At 47.2% G+C, this 23,394-nt stretch carries 24 protein-coding genes; 1 reads left to right on the top strand and 23 read right to left on the bottom strand.

Translation table 11 applies throughout. From position 1 onward, the window contains the following. On the bottom strand, positions 1–1,212 hold the full coding sequence (locus tag ABLT31_RS32085; RefSeq protein WP_367759399.1) for an ornithine--oxo-acid transaminase: 1,212 nt from the start codon (positions 1,210–1,212) through the stop codon (positions 1–3). Positions 1,213–1,537: 325 nt separating this feature from the next. On the opposite strand from ABLT31_RS32085, the gene ABLT31_RS32080 reads away from it, so the two are divergent. Further along, complete coding sequence (locus ABLT31_RS32080) at positions 1,538–3,460, top strand: XylR N-terminal domain-containing protein (protein ID WP_367759397.1); 1,923 nt, start codon at positions 1,538–1,540, stop codon at positions 3,458–3,460. A 66-nt stretch (positions 3,461–3,526) separates the two neighbouring features. Here ABLT31_RS32080 and ABLT31_RS32075 read toward each other — a convergent pair whose 3' ends face one another. The 22 genes from ABLT31_RS32075 to ABLT31_RS31970 form a co-directional block, all read right to left on the bottom strand. Next, positions 3,527–3,931: a riboflavin kinase gene (locus tag ABLT31_RS32075; protein ID WP_367759395.1), complete on the bottom strand. Its 405-nt coding sequence runs from the start codon at positions 3,929–3,931 to the stop codon at positions 3,527–3,529. Then, positions 3,928–4,923, bottom strand: coding sequence for a 3-hydroxybutyryl-CoA dehydrogenase (locus tag ABLT31_RS32070; protein WP_367759393.1), 996 nt, complete (start codon positions 4,921–4,923; stop codon positions 3,928–3,930). Before ABLT31_RS32070 ends, ABLT31_RS32075 begins: the two co-directional genes overlap by 4 nt. Then, positions 4,920–6,008 (bottom strand): NAD/NADP octopine/nopaline dehydrogenase family protein, encoded by a 1,089-nt coding sequence (locus ABLT31_RS32065; protein ID WP_367759391.1) that lies wholly within the window; start codon positions 6,006–6,008, stop codon positions 4,920–4,922. The genes ABLT31_RS32070 and ABLT31_RS32065 overlap by 4 nt, the downstream gene beginning before the upstream one ends. 15 nt (positions 6,009–6,023) lie before the next feature. Next, a complete protein-coding gene (locus ABLT31_RS32060; RefSeq protein WP_367759389.1) occupies positions 6,024–7,451 on the bottom strand; it encodes an amidase in 1,428 nt (475 codons plus the stop codon). Further along, a complete protein-coding gene (locus tag ABLT31_RS32055; protein ID WP_367759387.1) occupies positions 7,444–7,566 on the bottom strand; it encodes a hypothetical protein in 123 nt (40 codons plus the stop codon). The genes ABLT31_RS32060 and ABLT31_RS32055 overlap by 8 nt, the downstream gene beginning before the upstream one ends. 16 nt (positions 7,567–7,582) lie before the next feature. Then, a complete protein-coding gene (locus ABLT31_RS32050) occupies positions 7,583–8,872 on the bottom strand; it encodes a TRAP transporter large permease (RefSeq protein ID WP_367759385.1) in 1,290 nt (429 codons plus the stop codon). After that, complete coding sequence (locus ABLT31_RS32045; protein ID WP_367759383.1) at positions 8,862–9,428, bottom strand: TRAP transporter small permease; 567 nt, start codon at positions 9,426–9,428, stop codon at positions 8,862–8,864. The genes ABLT31_RS32050 and ABLT31_RS32045 overlap by 11 nt, the downstream gene beginning before the upstream one ends. A 90-nt stretch (positions 9,429–9,518) precedes the next feature. Continuing rightward, the gene (locus ABLT31_RS32040) at positions 9,519–10,583 is read right to left on the bottom strand and encodes a TRAP transporter substrate-binding protein (protein WP_367759381.1); all 1,065 of its coding nucleotides are present in this window, start codon (positions 10,581–10,583) and stop codon (positions 9,519–9,521) included. 204 nt (positions 10,584–10,787) lie between these two features. Then, positions 10,788–11,153 carry a hypothetical protein gene (locus ABLT31_RS32035; RefSeq protein ID WP_367759379.1) on the bottom strand — a complete coding sequence of 122 codons (366 nt, stop codon included), beginning with the start codon at positions 11,151–11,153 and terminating at the stop codon, positions 10,788–10,790. A gap of 29 nt (positions 11,154–11,182) precedes the next feature. Further along, positions 11,183–11,938 carry an SDR family NAD(P)-dependent oxidoreductase gene (locus ABLT31_RS32030; protein ID WP_367759377.1) on the bottom strand — a complete coding sequence of 252 codons (756 nt, stop codon included), beginning with the start codon at positions 11,936–11,938 and terminating at the stop codon, positions 11,183–11,185. Between the two features lie 300 nt (positions 11,939–12,238). After that, entirely contained in the window at positions 12,239–13,369 is a 1,131-nt protein-coding gene (locus ABLT31_RS32025; RefSeq protein WP_367759375.1) for an acyl-CoA dehydrogenase family protein, read from the bottom strand. Positions 13,370–13,394: 25 nt separating this feature from the next. Next, positions 13,395–14,597, bottom strand: coding sequence for a dipeptidase (locus ABLT31_RS32020; protein ID WP_367759373.1), 1,203 nt, complete (start codon positions 14,595–14,597; stop codon positions 13,395–13,397). 40 nt (positions 14,598–14,637) lie between these two features. After that, positions 14,638–15,909 (bottom strand): Rieske 2Fe-2S domain-containing protein, encoded by a 1,272-nt coding sequence (locus ABLT31_RS32015; RefSeq protein WP_367759371.1) that lies wholly within the window; start codon positions 15,907–15,909, stop codon positions 14,638–14,640. A gap of 26 nt (positions 15,910–15,935) precedes the next feature. After that, entirely contained in the window at positions 15,936–16,355 is a 420-nt protein-coding gene (locus ABLT31_RS32010) for a GlcG/HbpS family heme-binding protein (protein WP_367759369.1), read from the bottom strand. A gap of 251 nt (positions 16,356–16,606) precedes the next feature. Beyond that, positions 16,607–16,735, bottom strand: a complete 129-nt coding sequence (locus ABLT31_RS32005) for a hypothetical protein (protein WP_367759367.1) — start codon at positions 16,733–16,735, stop codon at positions 16,607–16,609. Between the two features lie 9 nt (positions 16,736–16,744). Continuing rightward, positions 16,745–16,903: a hypothetical protein gene (locus tag ABLT31_RS32000; RefSeq protein ID WP_367759365.1), complete on the bottom strand. Its 159-nt coding sequence runs from the start codon at positions 16,901–16,903 to the stop codon at positions 16,745–16,747. Beyond that, positions 16,900–17,184 carry a 2Fe-2S iron-sulfur cluster-binding protein gene (locus ABLT31_RS31995; RefSeq protein ID WP_367759363.1) on the bottom strand — a complete coding sequence of 95 codons (285 nt, stop codon included), beginning with the start codon at positions 17,182–17,184 and terminating at the stop codon, positions 16,900–16,902. The genes ABLT31_RS32000 and ABLT31_RS31995 overlap by 4 nt, the downstream gene beginning before the upstream one ends. A 50-nt stretch (positions 17,185–17,234) precedes the next feature. Continuing rightward, positions 17,235–18,545, bottom strand: a complete 1,311-nt coding sequence (locus ABLT31_RS31990; RefSeq protein WP_367759361.1) for a TRAP transporter large permease — start codon at positions 18,543–18,545, stop codon at positions 17,235–17,237. A gap of 21 nt (positions 18,546–18,566) precedes the next feature. Then, on the bottom strand, positions 18,567–19,091 hold the full coding sequence (locus tag ABLT31_RS31985) for a TRAP transporter small permease subunit (RefSeq protein WP_367759359.1): 525 nt from the start codon (positions 19,089–19,091) through the stop codon (positions 18,567–18,569). 69 nt (positions 19,092–19,160) lie between these two features. Beyond that, positions 19,161–20,174, bottom strand: coding sequence for a TRAP transporter substrate-binding protein DctP (gene dctP / locus ABLT31_RS31980; protein ID WP_367759358.1), 1,014 nt, complete (start codon positions 20,172–20,174; stop codon positions 19,161–19,163). A 19-nt stretch (positions 20,175–20,193) separates the two neighbouring features. Then, the gene (locus ABLT31_RS31975; protein WP_367759356.1) at positions 20,194–21,105 is read right to left on the bottom strand and encodes a catechol 2,3-dioxygenase; all 912 of its coding nucleotides are present in this window, start codon (positions 21,103–21,105) and stop codon (positions 20,194–20,196) included. A 649-nt stretch (positions 21,106–21,754) separates the two neighbouring features. Next, complete coding sequence (locus ABLT31_RS31970) at positions 21,755–23,374, bottom strand: amidohydrolase (protein WP_367759354.1); 1,620 nt, start codon at positions 23,372–23,374, stop codon at positions 21,755–21,757. Positions 23,375–23,394 lie beyond the last annotated feature (20 nt).

Raw genomic sequence — 23,394 nt, 5'->3', positions numbered from 1 at the left:
TTAAGCTGTAACTTCCTGTTTAACTTCCAATACTTGCTTAATTCTCTCAAGGGCCCAATCCAATTCTTCCTTGGTGATATTCAATGGAGGCGCAAAACGGATGGTGGTTTCATGCGTTTCTTTGCAGAGCAGACCTTTTTCCTTTAACTGTTCACAGTAAGGTCTGGCTTTTTCGTTTAACTCCACCCCGATAAATAAACCTCTTCCTCGCACTTCTTTGATTTCCGGGTTATCGATTTTCTTCAATACATCCAAGAAATATTGACCCATTTCCAAAGAACGAGCGACTAGGTTTTCTTCTTCCAGCACTTCCAAGGACGCAATGGCTACAGCGCAAGCTAGCGGATTCCCTCCAAAAGTGGAGCCATGGGAACCTGGTTTAAATACCCCTAGGATATCGGCATTCGCTGCCACGGCTGAAATTGGGAATACACCGCCGCCAAGGGCTTTCCCCATGATATACATATCCGGCTTTACCTCTTCCCAGTCGCAAGCAAAGGTTTTACCCGTACGGCCAAAACCGGTTTGGATTTCATCCGCAACAAAAAGTACGTTGTTTTCTTTACATACTTCATAAGCCTCTTTCAAGAATCCTTCCGTTGGAATCTTGATCCCCGCTTCCCCTTGAATCGGCTCAATGAGAAATGCAGCTGTATTGGCGGTAATGGCTTGCTTAAGGGCTTCAACATCACCATAAGGAATGATCTTAAATCCTGGAGTGAACGGTCCAAATCCGCGCTTGTATTCTTCTTCCGAAGAGAAAGAGGTGATCGTGGTCGTTCTGCCGTGGAAGTTTCCTTCGCAGACAATGATTTCTGCTTGGTATTCTGCCACTTTTTTCACTTCATAGGCCCAGCGTCTGACCGCCTTAATCGCTGTCTCAACCGCTTCGGCCCCAGTATTCATTGGTAAAACCATATCCTTGCCGGTTAAGCGGGACACCTTTTCGTAAAATTCACCTAATCTCTCATTATGGAAAGCACGAGAAGTAAGGGTAACGCGATCGGCCTGATCCTTCAGGGCTTGGATCACTTTCGGGTGACGGTGGCCCTGGTTTAAGGCCGAATAGGCGCTCAACATATCCATGTAGCGGTTGCCTTCCGGATCCTCAACCCAAACTCCTTGCCCTTTAGCTATAACGATAGGTAGTGGATGATAGTTGTTGGCACCAAATTTTTGGGTTTGTTCTATAATAGACTTTGTCTGACTCATCACATGTTCCTCCTTTATATTTTAAAATCAACGCTTTCTAACGTAATGTGTTTCTCGATTAAGTTATAACGCAAGAATGATGCCAAAGTTTAAGTGCTGAGGAATTCAACCTTTTTGTTTGGTTATTATGCAAAAATCGTTTGCTAAGCAGTTATTTTTTGCATCTACAAGCAAAATAATTTTGCTTGCATATACTTTTGCTATCTTAGTAAGAGTCACACTTTCTTTTTATTAGAATGAATTTCTACTGCCTCTATGCTAGAATTACTATTAAATTAATTTGGATTATTCACCTAATTCTTTCACCCATAGAGAGGCGGATTTCATGGTCAAAAAAGCAAGCGACTTAACCTTAAAAGATATGTTCGATTTGAAGAGTAAGGATGGAGACTTTCTGCGTGACCACAGAATGATCATTTCTAGCGCTGAAGCCTGGGGAGCCTTAAGCCGTGACCTGATTTTGGCACTGGGCATTGAGCGGGCCAAGCGTTTTTTGTTGCGTTACGGGTGGAATTGCGGGGTTCACGAAGCCAGGATTTTCAAGGACATGTTCCAGTGGGAAGATGATATGGAATGGATTCTTGCCGGCTCCAAGATGCACAACATTTCCGGACGAGTGTTTTCCACGCCGGCCCGGCTGAATATCCAGGTCAAAACAGGAGTGTTCGATGTAGAAGGATATTGGTATAACTCTTATGAAGCTGCCCAATATTTGAAGCATTTCAGCCCGCATCATGAGCCCGTATGCTACTTCCTGGTCGGATATGCCGGAGGATATTGCACCGAGTCATTGGGAAAGAGAGTGATCTTTAAGGAAGTGGAATGTGCCGCTAAAGGTGATCCGCAATGCCGCTACGTCGGCAAAACCCTGGAGCTATGGGGCGATGATATAGCTGACGACCTCGTGGACTATGAACAGGAGGACATCGGAGACGAACTGGATCGAGCTTATAAGCGAATTGAAAAGCAAGGGGAAATATTGAAGCGGGCCACTATCTTTAGCCAAAAGCTTACGAGGGTCGTCCTACAGGGGAAGGGCTTGGATACCATCGCCAGAACTTTAGGTGAAAGTTTGAATTGCGGCGTCATTATCGAAAACCAGAATTATGAATCCATCGCTGAGTTTGGTGAAATGGCTGGGTATTCATTGTATGGACTTATGGAGAATAAAGAGCTTCTCTCTTCTCATCAAGTAAAAAGCATCAATCGAATGCTCCAGGAACACTCTACAACGGAGCTTGATATTACCGAACCTTTTCCTCTGCCCCATAAGAGGCTTACCATTCCCATTGTGATCCGCAACCAAACCTATGGATTCATTTCGTTGATCAAAAAAGAAGGAGAAATTGGGGAACCGGAACCTGCTTTTCTTGAACGAGCCGCTAATGTCTGTGCTTTTCAGATGCTAAACGAATGGACAGTCATCGAAACCGAGCAGCGAATGAAGGGGGAGCTATTGGACGAGCTTCTCACCCATCCTGATGAAAATTCCTATGCTACCAAAAAGCTTTCTTATCTTGGCTATAATCTCAGCCAGCCGCATTATATCTTTATTGTTCAGATGGCGGACTCTTCGGTTAAATGGGAAGCGGAACATGCTCTTACTACTAAACGAGATGAAATCGTTAACCTGCTCATGAAGGATGCTGCAAGAGCAGATGAAAAAATCCTCATGTCCAGCCGGCTCGACCGGGTGCATGCCCTTATACCGGAATCGCTGGTCAAAAAGCAGTTTAAGCACATCAAGAAGTTTGGAGAGGACCTGTTAAGGCGAATAGGAACGATCGCCCAACCCGCTGAAGTTCTGATTGGAATTAGCGACTGCTGTGAAGATGCCGCTAAACTGAACGGCGGTTTTAAAGAAGCCATGAAGGCTATTGAGATTGCTAAAATCAAAGGCAAAGGCAGCCAAGTCGTACTTTCAACGGAACTGGGCCACCTTGCCATATTGCTTGATGCCAGAAGACCAGACGAATTGGAACGCTATGCGTCGAAACTTCTTGGGCATCTTTACGATTACGATAGTCAGTACTCCACTGAATTTCTCAAAACCCTTTATTATTACTTAAATAATGAATGCAACCTTTACAAGACAGCAAGGGTTATGAACGTTTCCGTTAGTGGCATGCGTTATCGTATGGGAAGGATCAAGGAATTATCGAGTATCGATTTGGGCCATTCCACGACGAGATTTGAAATTCAGATGGCGCTGGAGATCTATCTTGTGCTTGGGAAAGTTCAATTCTGACCTGAGGGTTTCCCAAATATAAAGTGCCAGGCAGATTAGAAGACTGCCTGGCACTTCAAATCCCTTCTATGAAATTCCTATACTGGTAAATTGGTGATTTGCGTATTCCACATCTTCTCTTATTCTATTAATGAGAGAATCAATGGATGAGAATTTTTTCTCGTCCCGGATTTTGAAAACGAACTCCACTTCTAGGGTTTCACCGTATATCATCTGTTGAAAATCAAGCAGGTGAACCTCGGCTACAGGTGTCCAGCTTTCGTTAAATGTAGGACGGTAGCCGATGTTCATGACCCCTCTAAATCTTTTTCCCTTCCATTGAACGACCACCCCAAAAACACCGGTTTCAATCTGGTCTTCCGCATAGTCCAAATTCGCAGTAGGGAACCCGATGCTCCTGCCTTTTTGCTGACCGGATACGACTTTGCCAGCGAACTTCAGCCCTTTAAGATTTTGGCTCGCGACACTCATGTGCGCATTCCTCCCGGCCCTGCAAGAAGCCCTAAATGAGATAGCAAATCTACGAATTTCTTCATCGTTTCCTGCTGATACGCTGTAACATTCATTTGCGAGAAGTCATAGAAACCTTGGCCCGTTTTCATTCCGGTTCGACCCTTCTCCATGTTTTCGGAGATGACGCTCGGCGGTTCAAAGCGATCGGCTTGAAGCGAATCCTGCAGGTAATGACTGGCAAAGTAAAGGATATCCCCTCCTCCCCAATCAATGAACTCCAGCAAGCCTAATATAGCGAAACGCAATCCGAAACCAACGCGGCACGCCTTATCGATATCCTGCGGGGTGGCAACCCCTTCCTCTACCAGTCTAGCCGCCTCATTCATCGCCAGCGCCTGGATTCGCGGCACAATAAATCCCGGAGAAGCTGCACACTGTACGGGGATTTTTCCAACCCCTTCAAGAAGAGTCATCATTCCTTGAAGGGCATCGGATGCTGTCTCCTTGCCTGGACTAACCTCTACTAAAGGAATCAAATAGGCGGGGTTTAGCCAATGGGTATTCAGGAATCGATCCGGTTTTTTTACGTACCCAGCTAGCGTATCCACCAAAAAGGTAGACGTTGTGGAGGCAATGATGGTGTCTAGGCTCACGGCCTCTCCAATCCGTTGAAATGCTGTTTCTTTCACTTCCAATATCTCCGGTACGGCTTCGAAAACGACCTGAGCGTTAGACAGGGCTTCTTCTAACTGGTTGCTGCAAAAATAGCGAATCCGCTCCAAAATGGGATTGACGTGAGACAGCGCAAGCACCCCGAACGAGGCTAATGCATGCAAGTTTCTTGAAATCTGCGTAAAGGATTCAGCAAGCACCTGATCCGCTTCGCTAGGAGAACGCTCCTTCACATCAATCAAATGAACACGATAACCGGCATAGGCAAAAACTTGCGCAATGCCATTGCCCATCCGTCCAGCTCCGACGACTGCAATGACCCGATTCGATTCCATCATCCTCTAAGCCCTCGCTTCAATAACATCTCCATATCGGAACGGCCCATTTGAGCTAATTCCATGCTTTCTAGCGTGCGGCCGGATTTCCTGAAGTTCTCCCCGACTACTGCCGATGCGATGGCTAACAATCCTTTGGCCACCGGAACATCAACGCCAGCCCATTCGGCTACAGACACTAGGAAAGTCAATCCGCAGGCAATATCTTCCCTCATGTAACGATGGTTCTGCAAATCCAGAGGTTCTCGCCAGTCCGCGCTATCGACCAGCTTCTCATGGGCTGCATTTCCGTACATCCATTCCTCTCCATCGGGGCTGTAATGATCCGCCAAAGGAAAGTGAGGCCGACCATATCCCAATGCTTCACGCACGGCGATCCTTTCTGCATCCAAAGCATCATGGACGCGGCGAATGGCAGGCTGGGTTCCTTCATTATGAATATCCCAGCTTTCAAAGTGCTGAATGGGGCCGGCATTCATGAGAATCAGCGGAGGGTGGATAACCGGTCCAGCATTCATCAGGGCACCGGATAAGGCATCTTCGATTGGCTCAATGGAGGGAAAAGCCTCTTTAAGGATACTCAGCGCATACTCGGAGCGGACAGCTGGAAACACTCCGGTTGGCAATCTGGTGGCTCTTCCGGATATGGATACTGTATCGAGTCCGTGTTTCCGGGCCAAATAAGGAAGTGTTCCTGTTTCAGCAAATGTTACCTCGGCCATGCAACCCACATCAGCCAGCTTTTTGGCCATCAAATAGCTGCCAAATGTGCCTGGCGGCAGATAGATGACCTGACCATCCTCCAGATACGGCGCCAGCTGGACAGCAACCGCCGCTTGGGTCGTTGCCGGCAGAGGGATAACGATCAGTTTGGCGCCTTTCACTACCTCTCCCAAGTCCGTACTCGCCAGACCTATCTTCACTTCGCGAACTCCCCGAATATCCTTGACCTTAATGCTTTGCGTTTCCAGGATGGGATGGAAGGATTCTGTATCCCTTCTCCACCATCTGACCGTATGTCCCTGTTCCGTTAAATCTGCCGCTGCGGCATAGCACCCATTTCCTCCGCCAATAACTGCTATTTCCATAAAAATCTCCTCCTTTTATGAATTCCTGATCGGATTGGTCAGATAAGCCTCGTTTTGAGCGAGCTTTGCCACCCAATGGTGGGATCTTTCATACACGTACGCGATCTGTAAGATCCTGTGTTCTTCAAAGGGTTTGCCGATGATTTGCAAGCCAACCGGCAAATTCCCTGGCATAAAGCCGCATGGGATGGTCATGGCAGGAAAACCCACAATATTTCCGAATGGCGTACGCCCCAAGTTAAACATATTGCTAATCGCCTGATCGGGAGGCACGGTTCCAATCGGGAACGGACGCTTCGCGTTGGCTGGAGCAAGTAGGGCATCAAATCCTGAAAGCTTCTTTTTTACTTCTTCAATGAATTTGCTTCGTATGCGCTGGGCGCTTAGGTATTGTACGGCGCTAATGCTTTGGCCGAAGTTAAAGCGGTATTGCAGGTCTTCCCCATACAAGTGTTGATGTTTCTTTAAAATCGGCTCGTGAAAGGCAAGAACTTCGGATTGGGCAATAAGCTTTAGCGCTTGCAGGGCATCAGATAGTCCTTCGAATTGGATTTCAATAATTTCCGCCCCTTGCGCTTGAATATCCGTAATAGCCTGCTCAATCACCACTTTTAGTTCGCTATCTAAATCTTCAAAAAAATGCTCGCGGACGACGGCTAATTTTATCCCTCGCAAATCTGGCAATCCCCGCTCCCACTGTATATCTATAGGTAGAAATGAAGACGAAGAATCCAGCGGATCATAACCAGAAATCGCCTCAAGCATGATGGCTGCATCCTTTACCGTCCGAGTCATGGGACCGATATGGTCTAAAGACCAGCTAAAAGGCAAGCATCCATTTCTGCTTACTCTGCCATATGTAGGCTTGAGTCCTGTAATCCCGCAAATCGCTGCAGGCAATCGGATGGATCCCGCCGTATCTGTGCCAATTGCACCATAGCACATGCCCGTAGCCACTGCTACAGCCGAGCCGCCGCTTGAACCGCCAGGAACCCTTTCTAAATCCCAGGGATTTCGGCAGACGCCATAATGGGGATTTTCAGTCGTAGCCCCCATGGCAAATTCATGCAAATTGGCCTTGCCGATAATGATGGCTCCCGCCTCTTTGAGCTTATCGACCACCGTTGCATCACGGTCAGGGATCCAGCTTTCAAACACTCTCGAGCCGGCTGTGGTTTCATGACCCTTTGTTTCCAGAATATCCTTGATGGCAATGGGAACTCCATGAAGGGGACCACGGACCTGCCCATCCATTACTTCTTGTTCAAGCTTGACAGCCTGTTTGCGGGCATCTTCCGCCAACACTTTAATAAATGCATTCACGGTCGGATCAATCTGCTCGATCCGCTTAAGAGTACCATCTGTGATCTCGACAGGAGATAGCTTCTTTGTTTGGATGAGTTGCGACAAGGAGGCTATATCCGAAAAAAACAGCTCAGTCATCTTTTTTCCCCCTTTCCTCCAGCGTAAAAGCAAATGCCGGCTCTTCCTCTGCGTACTGTATGGCTGGCTCCTCAGCCAACTCTAGTACATGCATCAGATACTCTTTCAAGTCCATGTGATCCTCCTTAACTTTACAGAATGAATAAAACGATCTGAGGGAACGCGATTAACAGAATAATAAAGAGCACATAACTGACAAGAAAATAATTCGATCCTTTGAATATGGTCGTAATCGGTGTGGAAGGAGTTAACCCTTGCACGACAAATACATTGACGCCTACTGGTGGCGTAATGGCGCCCATGCTTGTGACAATGCAAAGGAGAACAGCGAACCAGACCGGGTCATATCCCATAGCAATCACCGCCGGGAAAAAGATGGGAATAGAGATAATGAGGAATCCCATAGCATCCATTAAAGAGCCGCCGATGACATAGATAAGAAGAATGGCTACTAATATGACGGTTGAGGGAACAGGCAGCGCGTTCACCCATTCGGCAACATCATATGGCAATCTAGTAATCGTTAAAAACCGCCCGAAAAATGTCGCGCCAACAATTAATAGCATGACCATGGCCGAAGAGCGAAGGGCATTGAATACCGCTAGAGCAAACTTTTCCTTTGTCAGCTTTTTCATGAGAAGGGCAATCACGATAGCCCCAAAAGCTCCAAAAGCCCCGGACTCCGATGGGGTGAACCATCCCAAATAAAGCCCCCCAATAACAAAGACGAAAAGAGCCAATACGGGAAATACTCCATAGATGGAAGCCAATTTCTCCTTCATCGTAAATTTCGGACCAGCGGGGCCGTACTCCGGATTTCTCTGGCAGAGATAGATAATAGTTAGTAACAAGACAACAGTCAGTAAGATTCCTGGAATAAAGCTGGCCAAGAATAGATCTTTAATAGACTGTTCAGTCTGAATTGCAATGACGATCAATACTGTGCTGGGAGGTATTATGATGCCAAGTGTCCCTCCCGTTGCAACACTTCCTGTGCTTAAAGCTTCATCATATTTATATTTTTTCAGTTCGGGCAAAGCCATGGTTCCCATCGCGGCTGCCGTAGCTGCATTCGAACCGCAAATCGAGGCAAATCCTGCACTGGCTAAAATGGTTGTGCCCGCCATGCCTCCTTTGAAATGTCCGACCCATCTATAGGCAGCTTCAAATAACTTTTCCGTTATTCCTGCTCGGAAAACAATCTCGCCCATTAATATATAGAGAGGAATCACGCTAAGCGTATAGCTCGAAAACGATCCCCATACTTCTGTACTCAATAGATTGAAGGTAGCTTCCGGGGAACTCAAGACATAGAGCCCGCCAAAACCGACGATGAACATGGCAAAGCTAATCGGCATGCGGAGAAACATCATTAGAAACATAATTCCTAATCCAATGAGTGCGACGGTATTAGGTTCCACTCTTGTCACCCCATTTCAAAGTTTCAAATAACTGTATGGAGAGAGTTAAGGAGGTGCCGAAAAATCCAAGGGAAACAACAAAGACATAGGGATAGAAAATGACACCCATGGTTTGGGAGAGACTTCCGTTACTCATTAAGCTCAGTCCGTATTTGATGATTTGCCAGCCGACAATCAGAAAGAACAGCAAACTGACTAGCTGAACCGCAGCTTGAAGAATTCGTTGAACCATTGGTGAAAATCGGCTTGTCAGCAAATCAATATCTACATGACCTTTATGTAACTGCGTATACCCGATCGCAAAAGAAGTCGTGATGGCCATAAGCCAACCTGCTACCTCTGTCGTCCCAGCAAAAGGGTTCGCAAAAATCCTGATGATAGCATTGGAAACGATCAAGAGCATCATCAAAATAAGGCTCAGACCAGCAAGACAGGCGAGGCCTTGGTTAAAACACTGATTGAGTCTTGCCCATAGGAAATCGTTCTCCCGCTTCTCCTGGATCAAATCCGCCTTTTCTGTTTCCTCATATGTGTCATTCAGCTGAATGCTTGTCAAGTGGATCGGCCTCCCTTCCGGAAATAAGAACTTAAAAACGGGTATAGGTTGGCACCCTCATGGAGGATGCCAACTGCCACTCTGCAAAGCCTACTGTTTTGAATATTTATCAATCAATTCATAAAGTTTTTCCTTATACTCTTTAGCTGGAAGGCCTTTGCTCGCTTGTTCTTCGACATACTTGTCCTGCATGGACTTCAGCTTCTGATCCCATACATCCTTATCCGTCAGTTCAACGGTCTGCAAGCCGTGCTCTTTTTCGCTCCATTCCACAGCTTCCTTCACATGATTATCCAAGTACTCCCCTGTAAACAGTGTCATTTCACTATTTAGTTCATCAATGACCTTTTGCACATCTTCCGGCAAGGAGTTCCATACATCCTTGTTCATGACCGCAACAAAGGTGTTAATGGTTAGGGGATAATTGGTGACATATTTGACGTTTTCCGCAAATTTGAAATCAAGCAGCCCTTCACGGGACGTAACCATTCCGTTAACGACCCCAGTCTGTAGGGCTTCAGCCACCTCTGCTTGGGACATCCCGACAGGAGCAGCCCCTAATTCTTGCATGATCGGCGTAAGCGCCCCAGAGATGCGAAGCTGTTTTCCTTTCAACTCAGCCAGGCTTGTGACCGGATCCTTGGTTTGAATAAAGGCAGCTTCTGTTGCAAAGGAAGTGATGATTTTAAAATCCTTAAAAGCTTCAGGAGGATACTGCTCAATCAAATCGTGTGTTACCAAACTTGCAATTTTGGAGCTGGGGTAGCCGGAAGGCATATCGGAGATGGCCAGCAATGGGAAGCGTCCAGGCTCGTAGGTAGTCGAAGATAGTCCGATATCCGCCACCCTGTTGGCTACCCCGTCATACATGTTATCTGCTTTAAGAAGGGTTCCTCCGGGGAACAAATCGACCTTCACTTTACCATTTGTTCGCTTCTCCAGTTCTTCTTTCCACTTCTCCATTTGAACGGCAGGGAACGTATTAGCTGGGGCAAAAAAGGCATAGGATAATTCGATCGGCTTGTCCGCTGTTGCTGCTTGCTCTTGTCCGGCGGGTTGGGAGCCGGCAGGTTCATTGGATTGGTTTCCCCCTCCGCAAGCAGCTAACATCGTAATCAGGGATGCAGCAAGTAGACCGGACCAAAACTTTTTCAAGATTTTTCCCCCTTTTTTATTTGAAGAGTCGATAGATACTGACAATATACCGCAATGGTATATTGTCAGTAATGGATTTAGGCAGAAAATGTTACAGGATTACACATTGATTTCGTCTCTTTCTTGCTTTGGATATATGGCATCACTTCTTGGCTGAATAATTCCTGTGTGCGGATCGTTCTCCAATGCTCCATGCCGCTTTCATTACTTTGATTGTTCTAGTAAGAAGAATGGGCGGCCTAAGATGGCTTCCAAACGGAAATATTTATCCAAGCCGTTGGCGCGGAAGGAGTGGGTCATATTGGTCACGGTTTGCAAATCTGGTACATCATAAAGCAAGCAGGCGTGCCAACCTTCGCTTCCGGCATGGCCGGCAGTCAAAATATCTCTATCAATCGTCCCTATTAATTCGGAACCGTTGTCTTTCCAGCTAGCCAAGACATCATTTAATAGGGGGAGAACCTCCTGTGTCTTTTGTTCTCCTGTCGTTTGGAACCAGCCCGTTGATTCAAACTTGATCATGACCCGCAGTTTGGAAGGGATTTGCGGTGCTCCATGCTCGATTGCCATTCTAATTCACTCCTTTAATCGAATTTTATTTAGCGCATCAATCTTCCGCCATTGATATCAAAGGTTGCCCCTGTGACAAAGCCGCCGTTTTCAGATGCCAGATAGGATACTAAATCTGCAACTTCTTCCGCTTCTCCCACCCGGCCGATGGGAATGGTCTGAATCATCTTCTCCAATTTGTCAGCCGGCACATTATCCATTTCAGGGGTTCGTACGGCAGCTGGTGCCACCGCATTAACCGTAATTCCATAGGGAGCCAAGGATCTTGCGAACACTTTTGTCAAGGCCAACTGACCGGCTTTGGAAGCACAATAGGCTGCACTGGAGGTTAATGGGCCATCTTGCCCGCCAATGGAAGACATATTGATAATTCGTCCCCACTTTTGCTCTTTCATTGCGTGCATTACTGTTTGCGAAACAAAGAAGGTGCTGGCTAGATTAGTGGACATGATTTGATCCCATTCCTCCAGCGTCATATCTTCAATAGCGGTCTGAGTCCGAATTCCTGCATTATTTACTAGGATATCAATCCGGCCCCATTTGCTTAATATTTCATGAATAGCTTGCTTCATTGCCTTATGGTCCGAAACGTCTACCGCCATAAAAACGGCTTCGTCCCGGTTTACTTTATCAAGATGTTGTTCTCTTAACATATCCAGCTTCCGTTGGCTGCGGCTTAGGAAGGCGACCTTTTTGCCTTCGCTCAGCAGCTTTTCAGCTATGGCCTTTCCCAGTCCCTGGGAGGCACCGGTCACCAAAACTACCCGTTGAACTTTGTTTCCCAATGTACGTCCTCCTTCCCTTTGAATCTATTTCACCCCAATTTACTAGAGCTCTCATCACATTACCGCCGGTTACCTTGGCGATATCCGTATCCGAATAGCCACGCCATACCAACCACTTGGCGATATTGGGCATCGCCTCCATCGGAACCTCCAACCCTCTAGCATAGCTGCTTTCTTCAAACTCCTCCCCACTATGCGATTGGCCACTTCATTGCAGGTGATCCCCATACAGCGAATTGGGTTCTCTGAGCAGATTGCGACATAGTGGCTCCGGTAGGTAGTGAAGATTGATTGGCAGGGTTAGATGTAGCCGGGCATCGGCGGCACGCCCAGGAATACCGAGCCGGCGCCGTCGTACATGCCTTCGCCGAGGAACGCGTGCTGGGTCACGACCATCGCGTCGCGCAGATAGCGCTGCAGCGGGTGCCCATCGTAGATCGCCGTGGTGCCGGCAAGCAGGTAGGCTGACTGCACGGCGCTCGCGCCTGCGCGGGTAGCTTGCACGGCTGCCAGACGCAGCATGCTTGTTTGGTCAGCGGAGACACCGTCGCCCCTCAGGATCGAGTCCCAAGCGGAATTGGTGGCCTCGTAGAAGAAGGCGCGCGCCGATCTTAGCGAGGCTTCTGCCTTTGCCACGGCGATTCGCAGGTAAGCGCGATCGGCCATCTTCGGTGCACCGGTGATGCCAGAATGGCCACCGGCCATCTGAGAAATTTCATCAAGCGCGGCGCGGGCGACGCCAAGATTGACCACCGCCAGTACCTGCGCTGCATAAGCGATGGATGGATACTGGTAGAGCGGCTCTTCGATAGAAGGCACCCCGCCCCGGACAAAGGTCCATTCGTCAGAGACGAAGGCGTCTTTCACCCGCAGGTCATGGCTGCCTGTTCCGCGCAGCCCGAGCACTTCCCAGTTCTCGACGATTTCCACGTCCTCGGGCATGAGCACAGCGGTGCGCGGCTTGCCGCCGTCCCCGGCGCCAATACCGACGCCGAGAATGTCGGCGCCCTTGCAGCCGCTCGCGAACTTCCAGAGACCGTTCACGCGCCAGCCGCCCTCGACCTTCTCCGCGGGCTGGATCGGAAACAGGCCGCCCGCGAAGGCCACGTCCGGCCCATTTGCGTAAAGGCGTGCAAGCGTGTCGCGGGGCAGGGCCGCCAGGTAGACCGCAGCAGAGCCGAAGCTCGCCACCCATCCGGCGGAGCCGTCAGCCTCGGAGATGGCTTCGATCAGCCTGAGGAACTCCGAAGGCGAGCGGGCATCGCCGCCAAAGCAACGCGGCGTGGCAGCGCGATAGACGCCCAGTTGCTTTAGTTGCGCTACCATGTCCCGAGGCACGTGCCGCTTTGCGTCAAATTCGTCCCGCCGGGCGCGGATTTCGGTCAGCACGCGGTTGAGCAGGTTCTGGCTTTGCATTTCAACAACATTCAAGATTCTTTCCTCCTATCTCTCCCTATCATTTAACCCAAATTTTACTTAAAGCTCTCATTACATTGCCCCCGGTGACTTTAGCGATATCCGTGTCCGAATAGCCACGCCATACCAACCACTTGACGATATTGGGCATCGCCTCCATCGGATCCTCCAACCCTCTTACATAGCTGCTTTCATCAAACTCTTCCCCACTATGCGACTGACCGATGGACAATTGGGCATCCACCGCATGCTGCAGAGCGACATGATCACCGAAGAACGTATCCGGTCCGAACCCCACGTGATCGATTCCGACGAGGTCCACAATGTATTCAAAGTGTTCCATCACGGATTCAATGGAGTGATCTGGACGATTCTTGGTCAGCGTCGTATTCGGAGCAGCCAATATGCCAATCACTCCTCCTTTTTCCGCACAAGTCTGAAGGATTTCATCAGGCTTCATCCGAGGGGTATTCCATAGCTTTCTTGCTCCTGCATGAGTAATGAGTACGGGTTTATCGCTAGCCTCGATCGCATCGAGGCTCGTTTGATCCCCGCAATGGGAGATATCGATAACCATGCCCAATTGATTCATGCGTTTGACTACTCGGAGACCAAAATTGGTTAATCCGCCATCCCTTGCTTCAGATAGCCCGCAGCCTAAAGTATTGGCTTCATTGTAGGTAATCCCCATACAGCGAATGCCTAAGCCATATAAGATATCCACGCGATCGAGTTCATTTTCCAGAGCAGTTGCCGCTTCCAGGGAAGGAATGATGGCGATCCGCCCGGTCTCTTTCGCCCGGTAGAGATCAAAGATATTCGAGGCGATCATGATCATATCCTGATGGGCGATATCACAGTAGCGCATTCCAAGATTCCAGATCACGTCATCCCACTTGAGTCCCATCCGCGAGCTGATATTCATGATCCCATCCATAAAATTCTCAAAAATGGCATCCAGGCCGGAATGCGACATCCCCTCATAGGCAAATGCGGTATAGCCATTTTTGCAATATTCTAAGGTATGCTCCGGATGGTGAGGCATCACGAACCCATGATCTCTTAAAGAGACGATGATATTCTCGTCAAAAATCCGCTGCACTCTTTGAAGCTGCTTCTCGTCTAAAGGAATCTTGTAGTTTCCTAAGCGTTCCGTTTCACTTGCCAGCGGAAAGGCTTTATAGTCCAATCCTGCCGCTAAATATTTGAAGGAACGGTATCCATCATACATTTTTGTTTTCAATCTATCCCCCCCTACTGCACCGGCCGCTAGGAGCGGAAGTCTATTTTCTGGCAAATGGAGCGAATTCTTCTGCCAGAGGTATGACTTCCTGTAGGGTTTTCCCCTTGGGTGCACTCTTTCCGCAGCTGAATAATTTTTCTAATGGGAGTTCATGCGGCTTGGGAATTTCTTTGCCGTTCATGAAGTCCTTTACGGTTTGCAGCATCATGCGCCGCATTTGAATAATCGGCATATCGCTTGTTCCCAGATGCTCAATGCTTCGGTCCACGATCGGTCCCATCATTTCGGTAACGGCATGGTCCTGATTGGCAATCCCGCGAATCCCGGAAAAGTTACCCACCCTCATCAGGGCGCGGTCCTGTTCATAGAAGTTTTCCTTATTGCGCTGTTTGCGGAAGTGCTCATCCAGTACCAATCCTCTGCGATCATGCTGGGCTTGAGCATCGATCGGTCCCTTATGGGAGAATTGAACATCCCAGCTCCATGTACTGTAGTCATCTCTTGGTACGAAGATATGGAACATCCCATCCTCGCCTTCCATTCGCGGCGGGTATGTATAAAACGGGAAAATATAGTGGATCTCGAGGAAAACGTTTTGGTCTCCCTCCCCTGCTCCCTCCGCTAAACACCGCTTTCCATAGATGGTGGATTCCACTTCCTGGCGCACTGGCGGATTCTTGCATAAAGGATGATCAGGGTCGATTCCTAAATCACTGCTCAGGATTCCTTGTTTGAGCGCTTGCTTCGATAATGCCTTGTGCAGGAATGCGGCGTGTACATAATCCACATCATTTTCCATGACCTGCAAGTAGTTGCATTCCTGCCAGACTCTTTCCGACAAAAGCTGATGGTCCGGCAGGCCCATCCAGTAGAAATTGGGCATCGGCGGCCTATCCTCTTTTGGTCCCATGTAAGTCCATATTATGCCGTTTCGCTCTTCCACCGGATAGGCTTTAATCTTCATGTTATTCTTAAAGTTGCTTCCCGCCGGTTCTGAGGGCAAATCGGTACATGTCCCATTGGTATCGAATTTCCATCCATGGTAGATGCAGGTCAGCCCGCACCCATCATTAATGCCTAAAGCCATCGAGGTTCCGCGGTGTGGACATTTTTCATCCAACAAACCTACCTTTCCTTCGGAATCCCGGAACGCAACAAGATCTTCCCCCAGTAAACGAATTCTTACCGTGTTGCCATCCGCAACCAACTCATCCGATTTTAGCGCCGGTATCCAATATCTTCGAAACAGGTCTCCCATGGGTGTACCCGCATTAGTTCGCGTTAGTAGATGATTATCTTCTACGTGAAGCATTTTCTCCGATCCCCCTTAACCCAGATTTACTCAATTAAACTCAATGCAGCAAGGCAGCAAGCTATGTCCTCTTCGGTGGTACCCCCGCTAACCCCAATCCCGCCGATCATCTCGTCTCCAATTTTGATTGGAAAACCTCCCCCGAAGATGACCAATCGAGGAGTATGGACAATCCCCTCCCGTAAAGGGGGTTCACTATTAATGAGAGGATACCACTCATGGGTTGGCAATCCGAAAGCGACAGCTGTATAGGCTTTGTTCTGAGCAATCTCAATACTTAAGATGGGCGCTTGATCCATCCGGCGAAACTGGACCGGGTGCCCCCCTTCATCCACCAACGCTACATTGATCTTAATGCCGAGCTGTTCAGCACGTTTGATTGCGGCCTCGGCCATCTGATTGCTTAATTCCATCGTGATACTTTTCTTCTGTCGATAGGTGGCCAATCTATTCCCCCCTTGCACTTTTTGTATAAGAATGCTAACTTTTTTCAGGTTGTGTTGAAAAGTTTGTTATTTTTTCTACTGTGTTTATATTAACAATTAATAAACTATTTAGAAATATACTAATCGTATGGTGATTTATCTAAATACTGTACGATTCGTATCCTGGTAGAAAAGAGCTTTGTATCTGAATAGAATAAGAAGAGGGTCACAAGGTGGAATCCTATCCATCCTGTGACCCTTTCAAGCCAACACTATATTATGCGTTTAAGTCGTTCCTTTACATCTTCACGGCTCATCAATTGCCAATATTCTACTAGTTTTACAGTCAATCCTCCATGTCCAAACTTCGTTTTTTTCGGTTCTTTGCAACCAATAAACATCAAGAAAACCTAAAGTAATGCTCCTGCGCTCCAGTTTTCCATTCCTTTTTGGAAAAACCACGTATCAATCGAATTATAAACTCCTCGATTGATCCCATACTTGTCTTCACACAATTTGCAAAATAAGATGTCGGGTAACTGGATCTCTTTCAAGTAAATATTCCTCATCTTTTTTCTCCTGTTAAATGAATGCGTATATCACCCAAAGGATAGGTCTTACAGGCTAAGGAATAGTTTTCCTTTCTTTCTTCCTCGGAAAGGACTGACATCGAACTCATTCCTCTTTCAAACATTCCATCGGTCACTTGGATCTTGCACATTCCGCATCCGCCCCCGCGGCAGCCGACAGGAATCACTATTCCTTGGCGGCAGGCTGCAGTCAAAAGATCCTCCGTGCGGGAACACAAGAAAGTCTTCCCCGGCGAATGATCCAGTTGTATTTTAAACATATTTTATTTCTCCTTTCAGTTGGCGTAAGTTTCTGCTTCGGAATAAAGCTTTACCTCATCAACCCCGGAAGCCATAGGGTAATCCATGGGAAAATAATCATCATGGCCATAACCAGCAGATTCAGTCCAAGGAAGGGTAAAACGGATCGGTAGATCTCCCCCATTTTCAAGTTCGGGGCAACGGCCTTCATCGCAAACAAATCCATTCCAAAAGGAGGCGTAGCCGTTGCCATCTGCATATTCAGCAGGATGATCGCCCCGTACCACAAAGGGTTAAATTCATATAATTGCGCAATGGGCATTAATATGGGCAAGGTCATCATCATAATGGAAAGAGGCTCCATAAAGCAGCCCAAAAGAATCAAGATGGCTTGTATGCTAATGAGCATGGGAATAGCCGATAGATCCAATGCCTTCACGGTATTGAGGATCCCTTGGGTAGCCCCGGTAAAGCTGAGGATTTGGCTGAATGCCATAGAACCTGCCATGATCAGGAAGATCATCCCTGTCACTCGCAAGGTGCCTTCCAAAGACTCTTTCAGAATCTTCAAGTTAAGCTGTCCGTAACAGGCCGCCAGGACCAGGCTGCCTACGGCTCCCAGTACCGCTGATTGGGTTGGAGTTGCCATCCCTAAAATAATCACACCCAAAACCAAAAACAGGATAAATCCCAAAGGAACGATATACTTCAAGGTATCGATCCATTTTTCTTTCAAAGAGTACTGCTCCACTTCATAGACAGGGGCAAGATCAGGCTGAAGCATACAGCGAATGATAATGTAAAGGACATAGGATAAAGCTAATATCAACCCGGGAAGTATGATGGCCACCAGGAAGTCCCCGACAGGAAATCCGCCTAAAGAGGCAAGCAAGACACCTAGCGCTGTTGGCGGAATCAGGATCGCTAATCCAGCGCTTCCTAGGATCGGGCCAACCGACATGGAATTTTTATACCCTCTTTTATTCATTTCGGGGACAAGCAATGATCCTAATAGTGCGGTTGAAGCTACGCTGGAGCCGCAGAGTATGCCAAAAAGAGTTCCGCTGCCAACAGACATTAAGCTTAACCTGCCTGGAACCTTTCCCATCCATTTGGCCAAGGTATCAAAAACTCGAAGACCGAGCCCTGTCCGGAACATAATTTCTCCCATAAACAGAAACATCGGGATAGGCAATAGAGAAAACACCGATACGGATTCAAATATGTTGAGAATTAACTGCTTCAGTCCGATAGATCCTCCCCAAAGCAGGTATACACCCACGATGTCAATGAGCAGAAAGGTTATGGCAACCGGTACTCCCATGAGCAATAAAAATGCCATACTGCCAAAAATCATAGTTAACACAACCGGCCATTCCATATCCGACCCCTCCTTTCTTCATCATAAATCTAGAAACTGGTTTCCTTTTGCTCCGAGATCCTTCCACTGCTGAACCCAGTACAAGGTGCGCTTGATAAATTGCAGAAGCAATAACAAACAGCCGAAGGGTATAATAGCGAATAACGGCGCTTTAGGAACCGCTAGAATGGTCTCCGTACGCAGACCTTTTTCCCATAGATCGAAGATAACCCAGCTCCCATAAATAAAAATGACAGCAGAGATAATGGTTCCAATCAGAGATCCAATCACCTCTAAAAGGGCCTGAATTTTAGGAGGAAACCATTTCAGCAAGAAATCTACCCTTACATGGCCATCGTCTTTTAAAATCCATACAGCACTAAGAAAAGTGATATAAACGAGAGCATATTCAGTGGCCTCAGATACCCAATCCACGGGTTTTTTCAAAAAGTATAGCAGCACGACCTCCGCCACAACGGATAAGGCAACAAAAACAATAAGTCCTAATGCCACATTCTTCATCCAGTCAATGATATGATCCATCCAACGGGAGAGTCTGCTCATCATGTTCTTTCCTCCAAACTCCGATAGGTGTGAAAAAAAGGTAACTACGGGCTACCTTTTCCCCAATAGGATTTACTTCATGGTTAAACTCTGCAGCTTCTCTGCCATATCCGGTACCTCTTTTTTCATATATTCCCATTCCACATCATATGCCTTCTTGATAAACTGATCTGCGTCTTCTTGGGATTTAAATTGGATAAACTTCACACCAGCCTTCTCCAGCTCTTCTCGTTCCTTTTGTGCCTCATCTGTATAATGCTGAACCATGTACCGCTCATATTCCGCAGTTACCTTAGCTACCGCCGCCCGATCTGCCTCTGAAATCGAGTTCCACTTATCAAGGTTAGCTAGAATCGTACAGTTTTGATTCCAGAACGGGTGGTCAAGAACATATTTCGTGGAATCCGTCCATCCATTTTTTCTAGGTCCCAATAATCCTCCATACACCAACCCATCCACAACACCGGTTTGCAAGGATGTATAAACGTCTGCCGGATCCACCTGCACCGAATTGATGCCCACAGCCGGGAACAATCGATCATAAGCGGGAGCGGAACGGATCTTTAGCCCATTTAATTGATCTAGGCTATCAATTGGTTTATTTAGCCACAACCTAGGAGAGCCGGTGAGCCAGCGACCGATATATTGAACCCCAATATTCTGGTGTCTTTCCACCATAAAATCATAGAATCCGTTTTCTCTTTCCTCCCATGGCTGGAGTTGGGATAATGGAATACCTAGCACTTCAGGCGCCCGGGATTGATATTGTCCTGTATACGTGAACAGAACATCAATGACTCCTGATTCTACAGCATCAAACTGTTGGGCTATCGGAATCACATCTGAGCCGCCCTTCCAGTTGATTTGAACCCGGCCTTCAGTCGCTTTACTTACATCTTCTACCCATTTATGTAATGATGCTGTAAGCGGATCATCCACCGGTAAAAATCCAACGGCATTTAGGGTAATGGTTTCCTTCGAAGACTTTGCAGATTCATTTGCCCCTGACGGTTGACTCCCGCTGGAACAAGCAATAAGGAACTGAAACATGGAAATGATGAGAACTAAACTAATAATCTTTTTCAATAAAACTCCCCCTTCGCCTTTATGTCAGCGCCTTCATAAAAGACTCTACAAGCTCCCGGCGATGATAGAAAATCCCCTGTCCAATTCGATCTTCGGTCCAGGTGATAGTCGGGAAATCAGCATAAGTATAGTAACCTCCGCAAAACGCTTCATTCCGATTGCCTGATGGATCAAAGAAATAGATCGTCTGGCCTCTAGTTATACCATGCCTCGTCGGGGTCACCTCCATCGCCACTTCGTTTCTGGACAGGATATCGGCAGCCTTAAGCACTTCGTAAAAATTATCCACATGGAAAGCGGCATGATGCAGTTTCTTATCAGGACCTTTTACAAAGGCGATATCATGCGCCTTATTTCCCGTAAACAAGAAGCTGCCTAGCATCACTTCCCCATCGACTGTCATGATCTTTTCGCTTTGTTTAAAGTCAAGCACTTCCATGAAGAATCGTGTAGCCGTTTCCACATCTTCCCCGGTCAAAAGGCAGTGGTCCAAGGCATGAGGAGCAATTCCGCGTGTTTCTTCAGGCCATGGATGAGGATTAACCGTGCCTACTTTTTTGCCTAATACTTCAATATCATGGTAGAGCTCTACTTGATGTCCTGTGGGAGTCTCGATGCGGATGGCCTGTCCTTCAGCCAATCGGGTACCTCGGGAAATCCGGCGTACCGTGCAGCCGAACAACTCTACTTTTTTCTCGAATTGAGCCAAATCTTCCAATTTATCTACTTTAAACGCTAAGTGGTCTAAACCAGCCGAATCGGACTTTTGCAAAACAATACTATGATGATCGTATTCATCCCATGCTTTCATATAAACTCTGCCATCTGATCTGCCGGTTTCTTCAAGGCCGATTACGTTGGTATAATAGTCAACCGCCCTTTCAAGATCCATTACCTTTAATTCGGCACGTCCTAAACGCATGATCCCCATGAAAATGCCTCCCTTTTACTAGAGTAAATATTTCTATTGTTTTAACTGTTATTATAGTTTGTAAAATTAAGATAAGATATAGCAGAATCAGCTTGAATATTTAATTTCGACTGTATGATTCTGTTCTTAAGTGAAGAGGGTGTCCCCGGCAGGGATGACGTAATGGGAAAATCACCACTTATTATAAAAATGAAGAAAAATAATAAGGTGATAGTTGGAAAATGGCCACTTGCGCGCCTAGCTAAGCTAGGTACAACTAACTGATGAAAGTTCAGTCGGGGTTCATGATTTTCTGGAACAAGAAACATAAAAAGCGTAAAACCACGAAGATCGACTTCCATGAGGTATTACGCTTCACAGGTCTGAAAACCGTATCGATTTGGAAAACAACCGTATGCCCAAGGTGAAGAACATCGGAAAGCCATAAGCGGGAAAACCGACGTACGGCTTGATGAGGAGGGGCTGGGGTACCAGCCTTTCACTCTACATCGCCGATAATACGCTCCAAAACGGAGTTACTTTGATGATTAGTTGGCGAATTTCTAACTATCTGATCAGAAATCTTATAAAATTTGATTGTAAGTGGAAAATTTCCAATAATTCTCTTGCCCCGCCCACTTGCTATAAAAAAGCAGCAAACCTAGAATACCTAGATTTGCTGCTTTTTTTTATCTAATACGTCTTGCACTTCCCCATCAATAATCGTCATCTCAACCTTCGTGTGTAAAAGTTCATCCGGATCTTCCAATGAAAACAGGTCGTTTGAATAGACCGTCATGTCCGCAAACTTTCCTCTGGATAGAGTTCCCTTTACCCGTTCCTCGTTCGTGGCATAGGCACTGCCTACCGTAAACAGCTTAACGGCTTCAAATAGAGTGATCTTTTCTTTTTCATTCCAACCCTCATGTTGATCACCAGGGGCCCTGCGAGTCACGGCGGAATGGATGCCGAGCAACGGATCAAGCGGCTCTACAGGGGCATCCGAGCCTCCAGCGCAGAGAACGCCTGAAGAAAGTAAGGACTTCCAGGCATAAAGGGATGGGACCCGATGTTCCCCCACACGGTCGATGATCCAAGGAAAATCTCCCACGACAAACCGAGGCTGAATGTCTGCAACCCGGCTCGGATCGGCTAAACGCTGGATGAGTTCGTTGCGAATCAAAGAGACATGAATGAGTCGGTCTCGATAATTAGCTTTAGGAACTTGATCCAGAATATCCAGAACATTTTCCAAGGCTTGATCCCCGATGGTATGGACGGCTATCGGCATCTGATGAGCTCTCGAGTTTGTGATCATCTCCAGCAAGGCATCTTTGTCGTGCATGGCCTCCCCAAAATGTCCGGGAGCATCATGATAAGCTTCGGAAAGCAGGGCGGTTCTTCTGCCGAAGGCTCCATCTGCAAATATTTTTATCGCCCCAATTTGCAATTTCTCATTCCCATATCCCGCATGCATGCCTCTTTCTTTGAGTTGTTCGAGATAGGGGTAATCAATCAAAAGGTTGCACCGCAGTCCTTTGCGTTCCTGATTAATTAATTCATCATATAGCCGATAGGTTTGTTCGAGACCCCCGAGGTAAATCGGGTCATTGGTATGAACGCTTGTTAAGCCCTTCTTCATTGCTAGCTTCATCGCTTGATCCAATGCGTTTTTCAATTCATCGTACGTTTTTTCCGGAATGTGGTCGGTAATCAGTTGGGAAGCCGATTCGAGAAGCAGTCCCGTAGGTTTTTTCGTATCCGGGTCTAAAACGATGGTTCCTCCTAAGGGTGGTTCCTTGGCCGGATGAATCTGACACATTTCCAGCGCCTTGCTATTGACGAGAAAGGCGTGATGGCAAACTCTTTTTAGGAAAATAGGACAATGCGGAGTGACCTGATCCAGCTCCTCTATGGTTGGGATCCTGCCGTCATCAAAAAGATTCTCATCCCAGCCCATTCCCATTAGCCATTTGCCCGGAGGCACGGTCTGGGCTTTTTCTTTTATTTTTTCTATCATTTCTCTTTTCGATTTCACGCCAGTCAAATCCAAGTCCAAAAAATAAAACGCAACGCCTGAAAGGTGAAGGTGGCTATCCATCAGGCCAGGCGTAGCCATTTTTCCTTGCAGATCCACAACCTTGGTTCCTTTCCTGGCCCATTGCAGGATCATCTCTTCATGGGAACCTACATCCACAATTCTTCCGTCCTCTGCAACCACTGCTTCAACAATAGGATGGCTTGCATCCAGCGTGTAGATCAACCCGTTCGTATAAATTATTCTTTCCATACTCCTTCACCTCACCAGAT

The sequence above is a fragment of the Ammoniphilus soli genome (genome assembly GCF_040813775.1).
The sequence above is the reverse complement of the archived record's forward strand: the minus strand, read 5'-3'. Positions and strand labels throughout refer to the sequence as shown.

Excerpts from the sequence above, each read along its gene's own strand:
- ABLT31_RS32000 (WP_367759365.1), bottom strand. The coding sequence starts at position 16,903 with ATGAGGAATATTTACTTGAAAGAGATCCAGTTACCCGACATCTTATTT.
- ABLT31_RS32085 (WP_367759399.1), bottom strand. The coding sequence starts at position 1,212 with ATGAGTCAGACAAAGTCTATTATAGAACAAACCCAAAAATTTGGTGCC.
- ABLT31_RS31970 (WP_367759354.1), bottom strand. The coding sequence starts at position 23,374 with ATGGAAAGAATAATTTATACGAACGGGTTGATCTACACGCTGGATGCA.
- ABLT31_RS31985 (WP_367759359.1), bottom strand. The coding sequence starts at position 19,091 with ATGATGAGCAGACTCTCCCGTTGGATGGATCATATCATTGACTGGATG.
- ABLT31_RS32065 (WP_367759391.1), bottom strand. The coding sequence starts at position 6,008 with ATGGAAATAGCAGTTATTGGCGGAGGAAATGGGTGCTATGCCGCAGCG.
- ABLT31_RS31975 (WP_367759356.1), bottom strand. The coding sequence starts at position 21,105 with ATGGGGATCATGCGTTTAGGACGTGCCGAATTAAAGGTAATGGATCTT.
- ABLT31_RS31995 (WP_367759363.1), bottom strand. The coding sequence starts at position 17,184 with ATGTTTAAAATACAACTGGATCATTCGCCGGGGAAGACTTTCTTGTGT.
- ABLT31_RS31990 (WP_367759361.1), bottom strand. The coding sequence starts at position 18,545 with ATGGAATGGCCGGTTGTGTTAACTATGATTTTTGGCAGTATGGCATTT.
- ABLT31_RS32015 (WP_367759371.1), bottom strand. The coding sequence starts at position 15,909 with ATGCTTCACGTAGAAGATAATCATCTACTAACGCGAACTAATGCGGGT.
- ABLT31_RS32055 (WP_367759387.1), bottom strand. The coding sequence starts at position 7,566 with ATGGACTTGAAAGAGTATCTGATGCATGTACTAGAGTTGGCTGAGGAG.
- ABLT31_RS32005 (WP_367759367.1), bottom strand. The coding sequence starts at position 16,735 with ATGTTTATTGGTTGCAAAGAACCGAAAAAAACGAAGTTTGGACATGGA.
- ABLT31_RS32070 (WP_367759393.1), bottom strand. The coding sequence starts at position 4,923 with ATGATGGAATCGAATCGGGTCATTGCAGTCGTCGGAGCTGGACGGATG.
- ABLT31_RS32060 (WP_367759389.1), bottom strand. The coding sequence starts at position 7,451 with ATGACTGAGCTGTTTTTTTCGGATATAGCCTCCTTGTCGCAACTCATC.
- ABLT31_RS32080 (WP_367759397.1), top strand. The coding sequence starts at position 1,538 with ATGGTCAAAAAAGCAAGCGACTTAACCTTAAAAGATATGTTCGATTTG.
- ABLT31_RS32035 (WP_367759379.1), bottom strand. The coding sequence starts at position 11,153 with ATGGCAATCGAGCATGGAGCACCGCAAATCCCTTCCAAACTGCGGGTC.
- ABLT31_RS32075 (WP_367759395.1), bottom strand. The coding sequence starts at position 3,931 with ATGAGTGTCGCGAGCCAAAATCTTAAAGGGCTGAAGTTCGCTGGCAAA.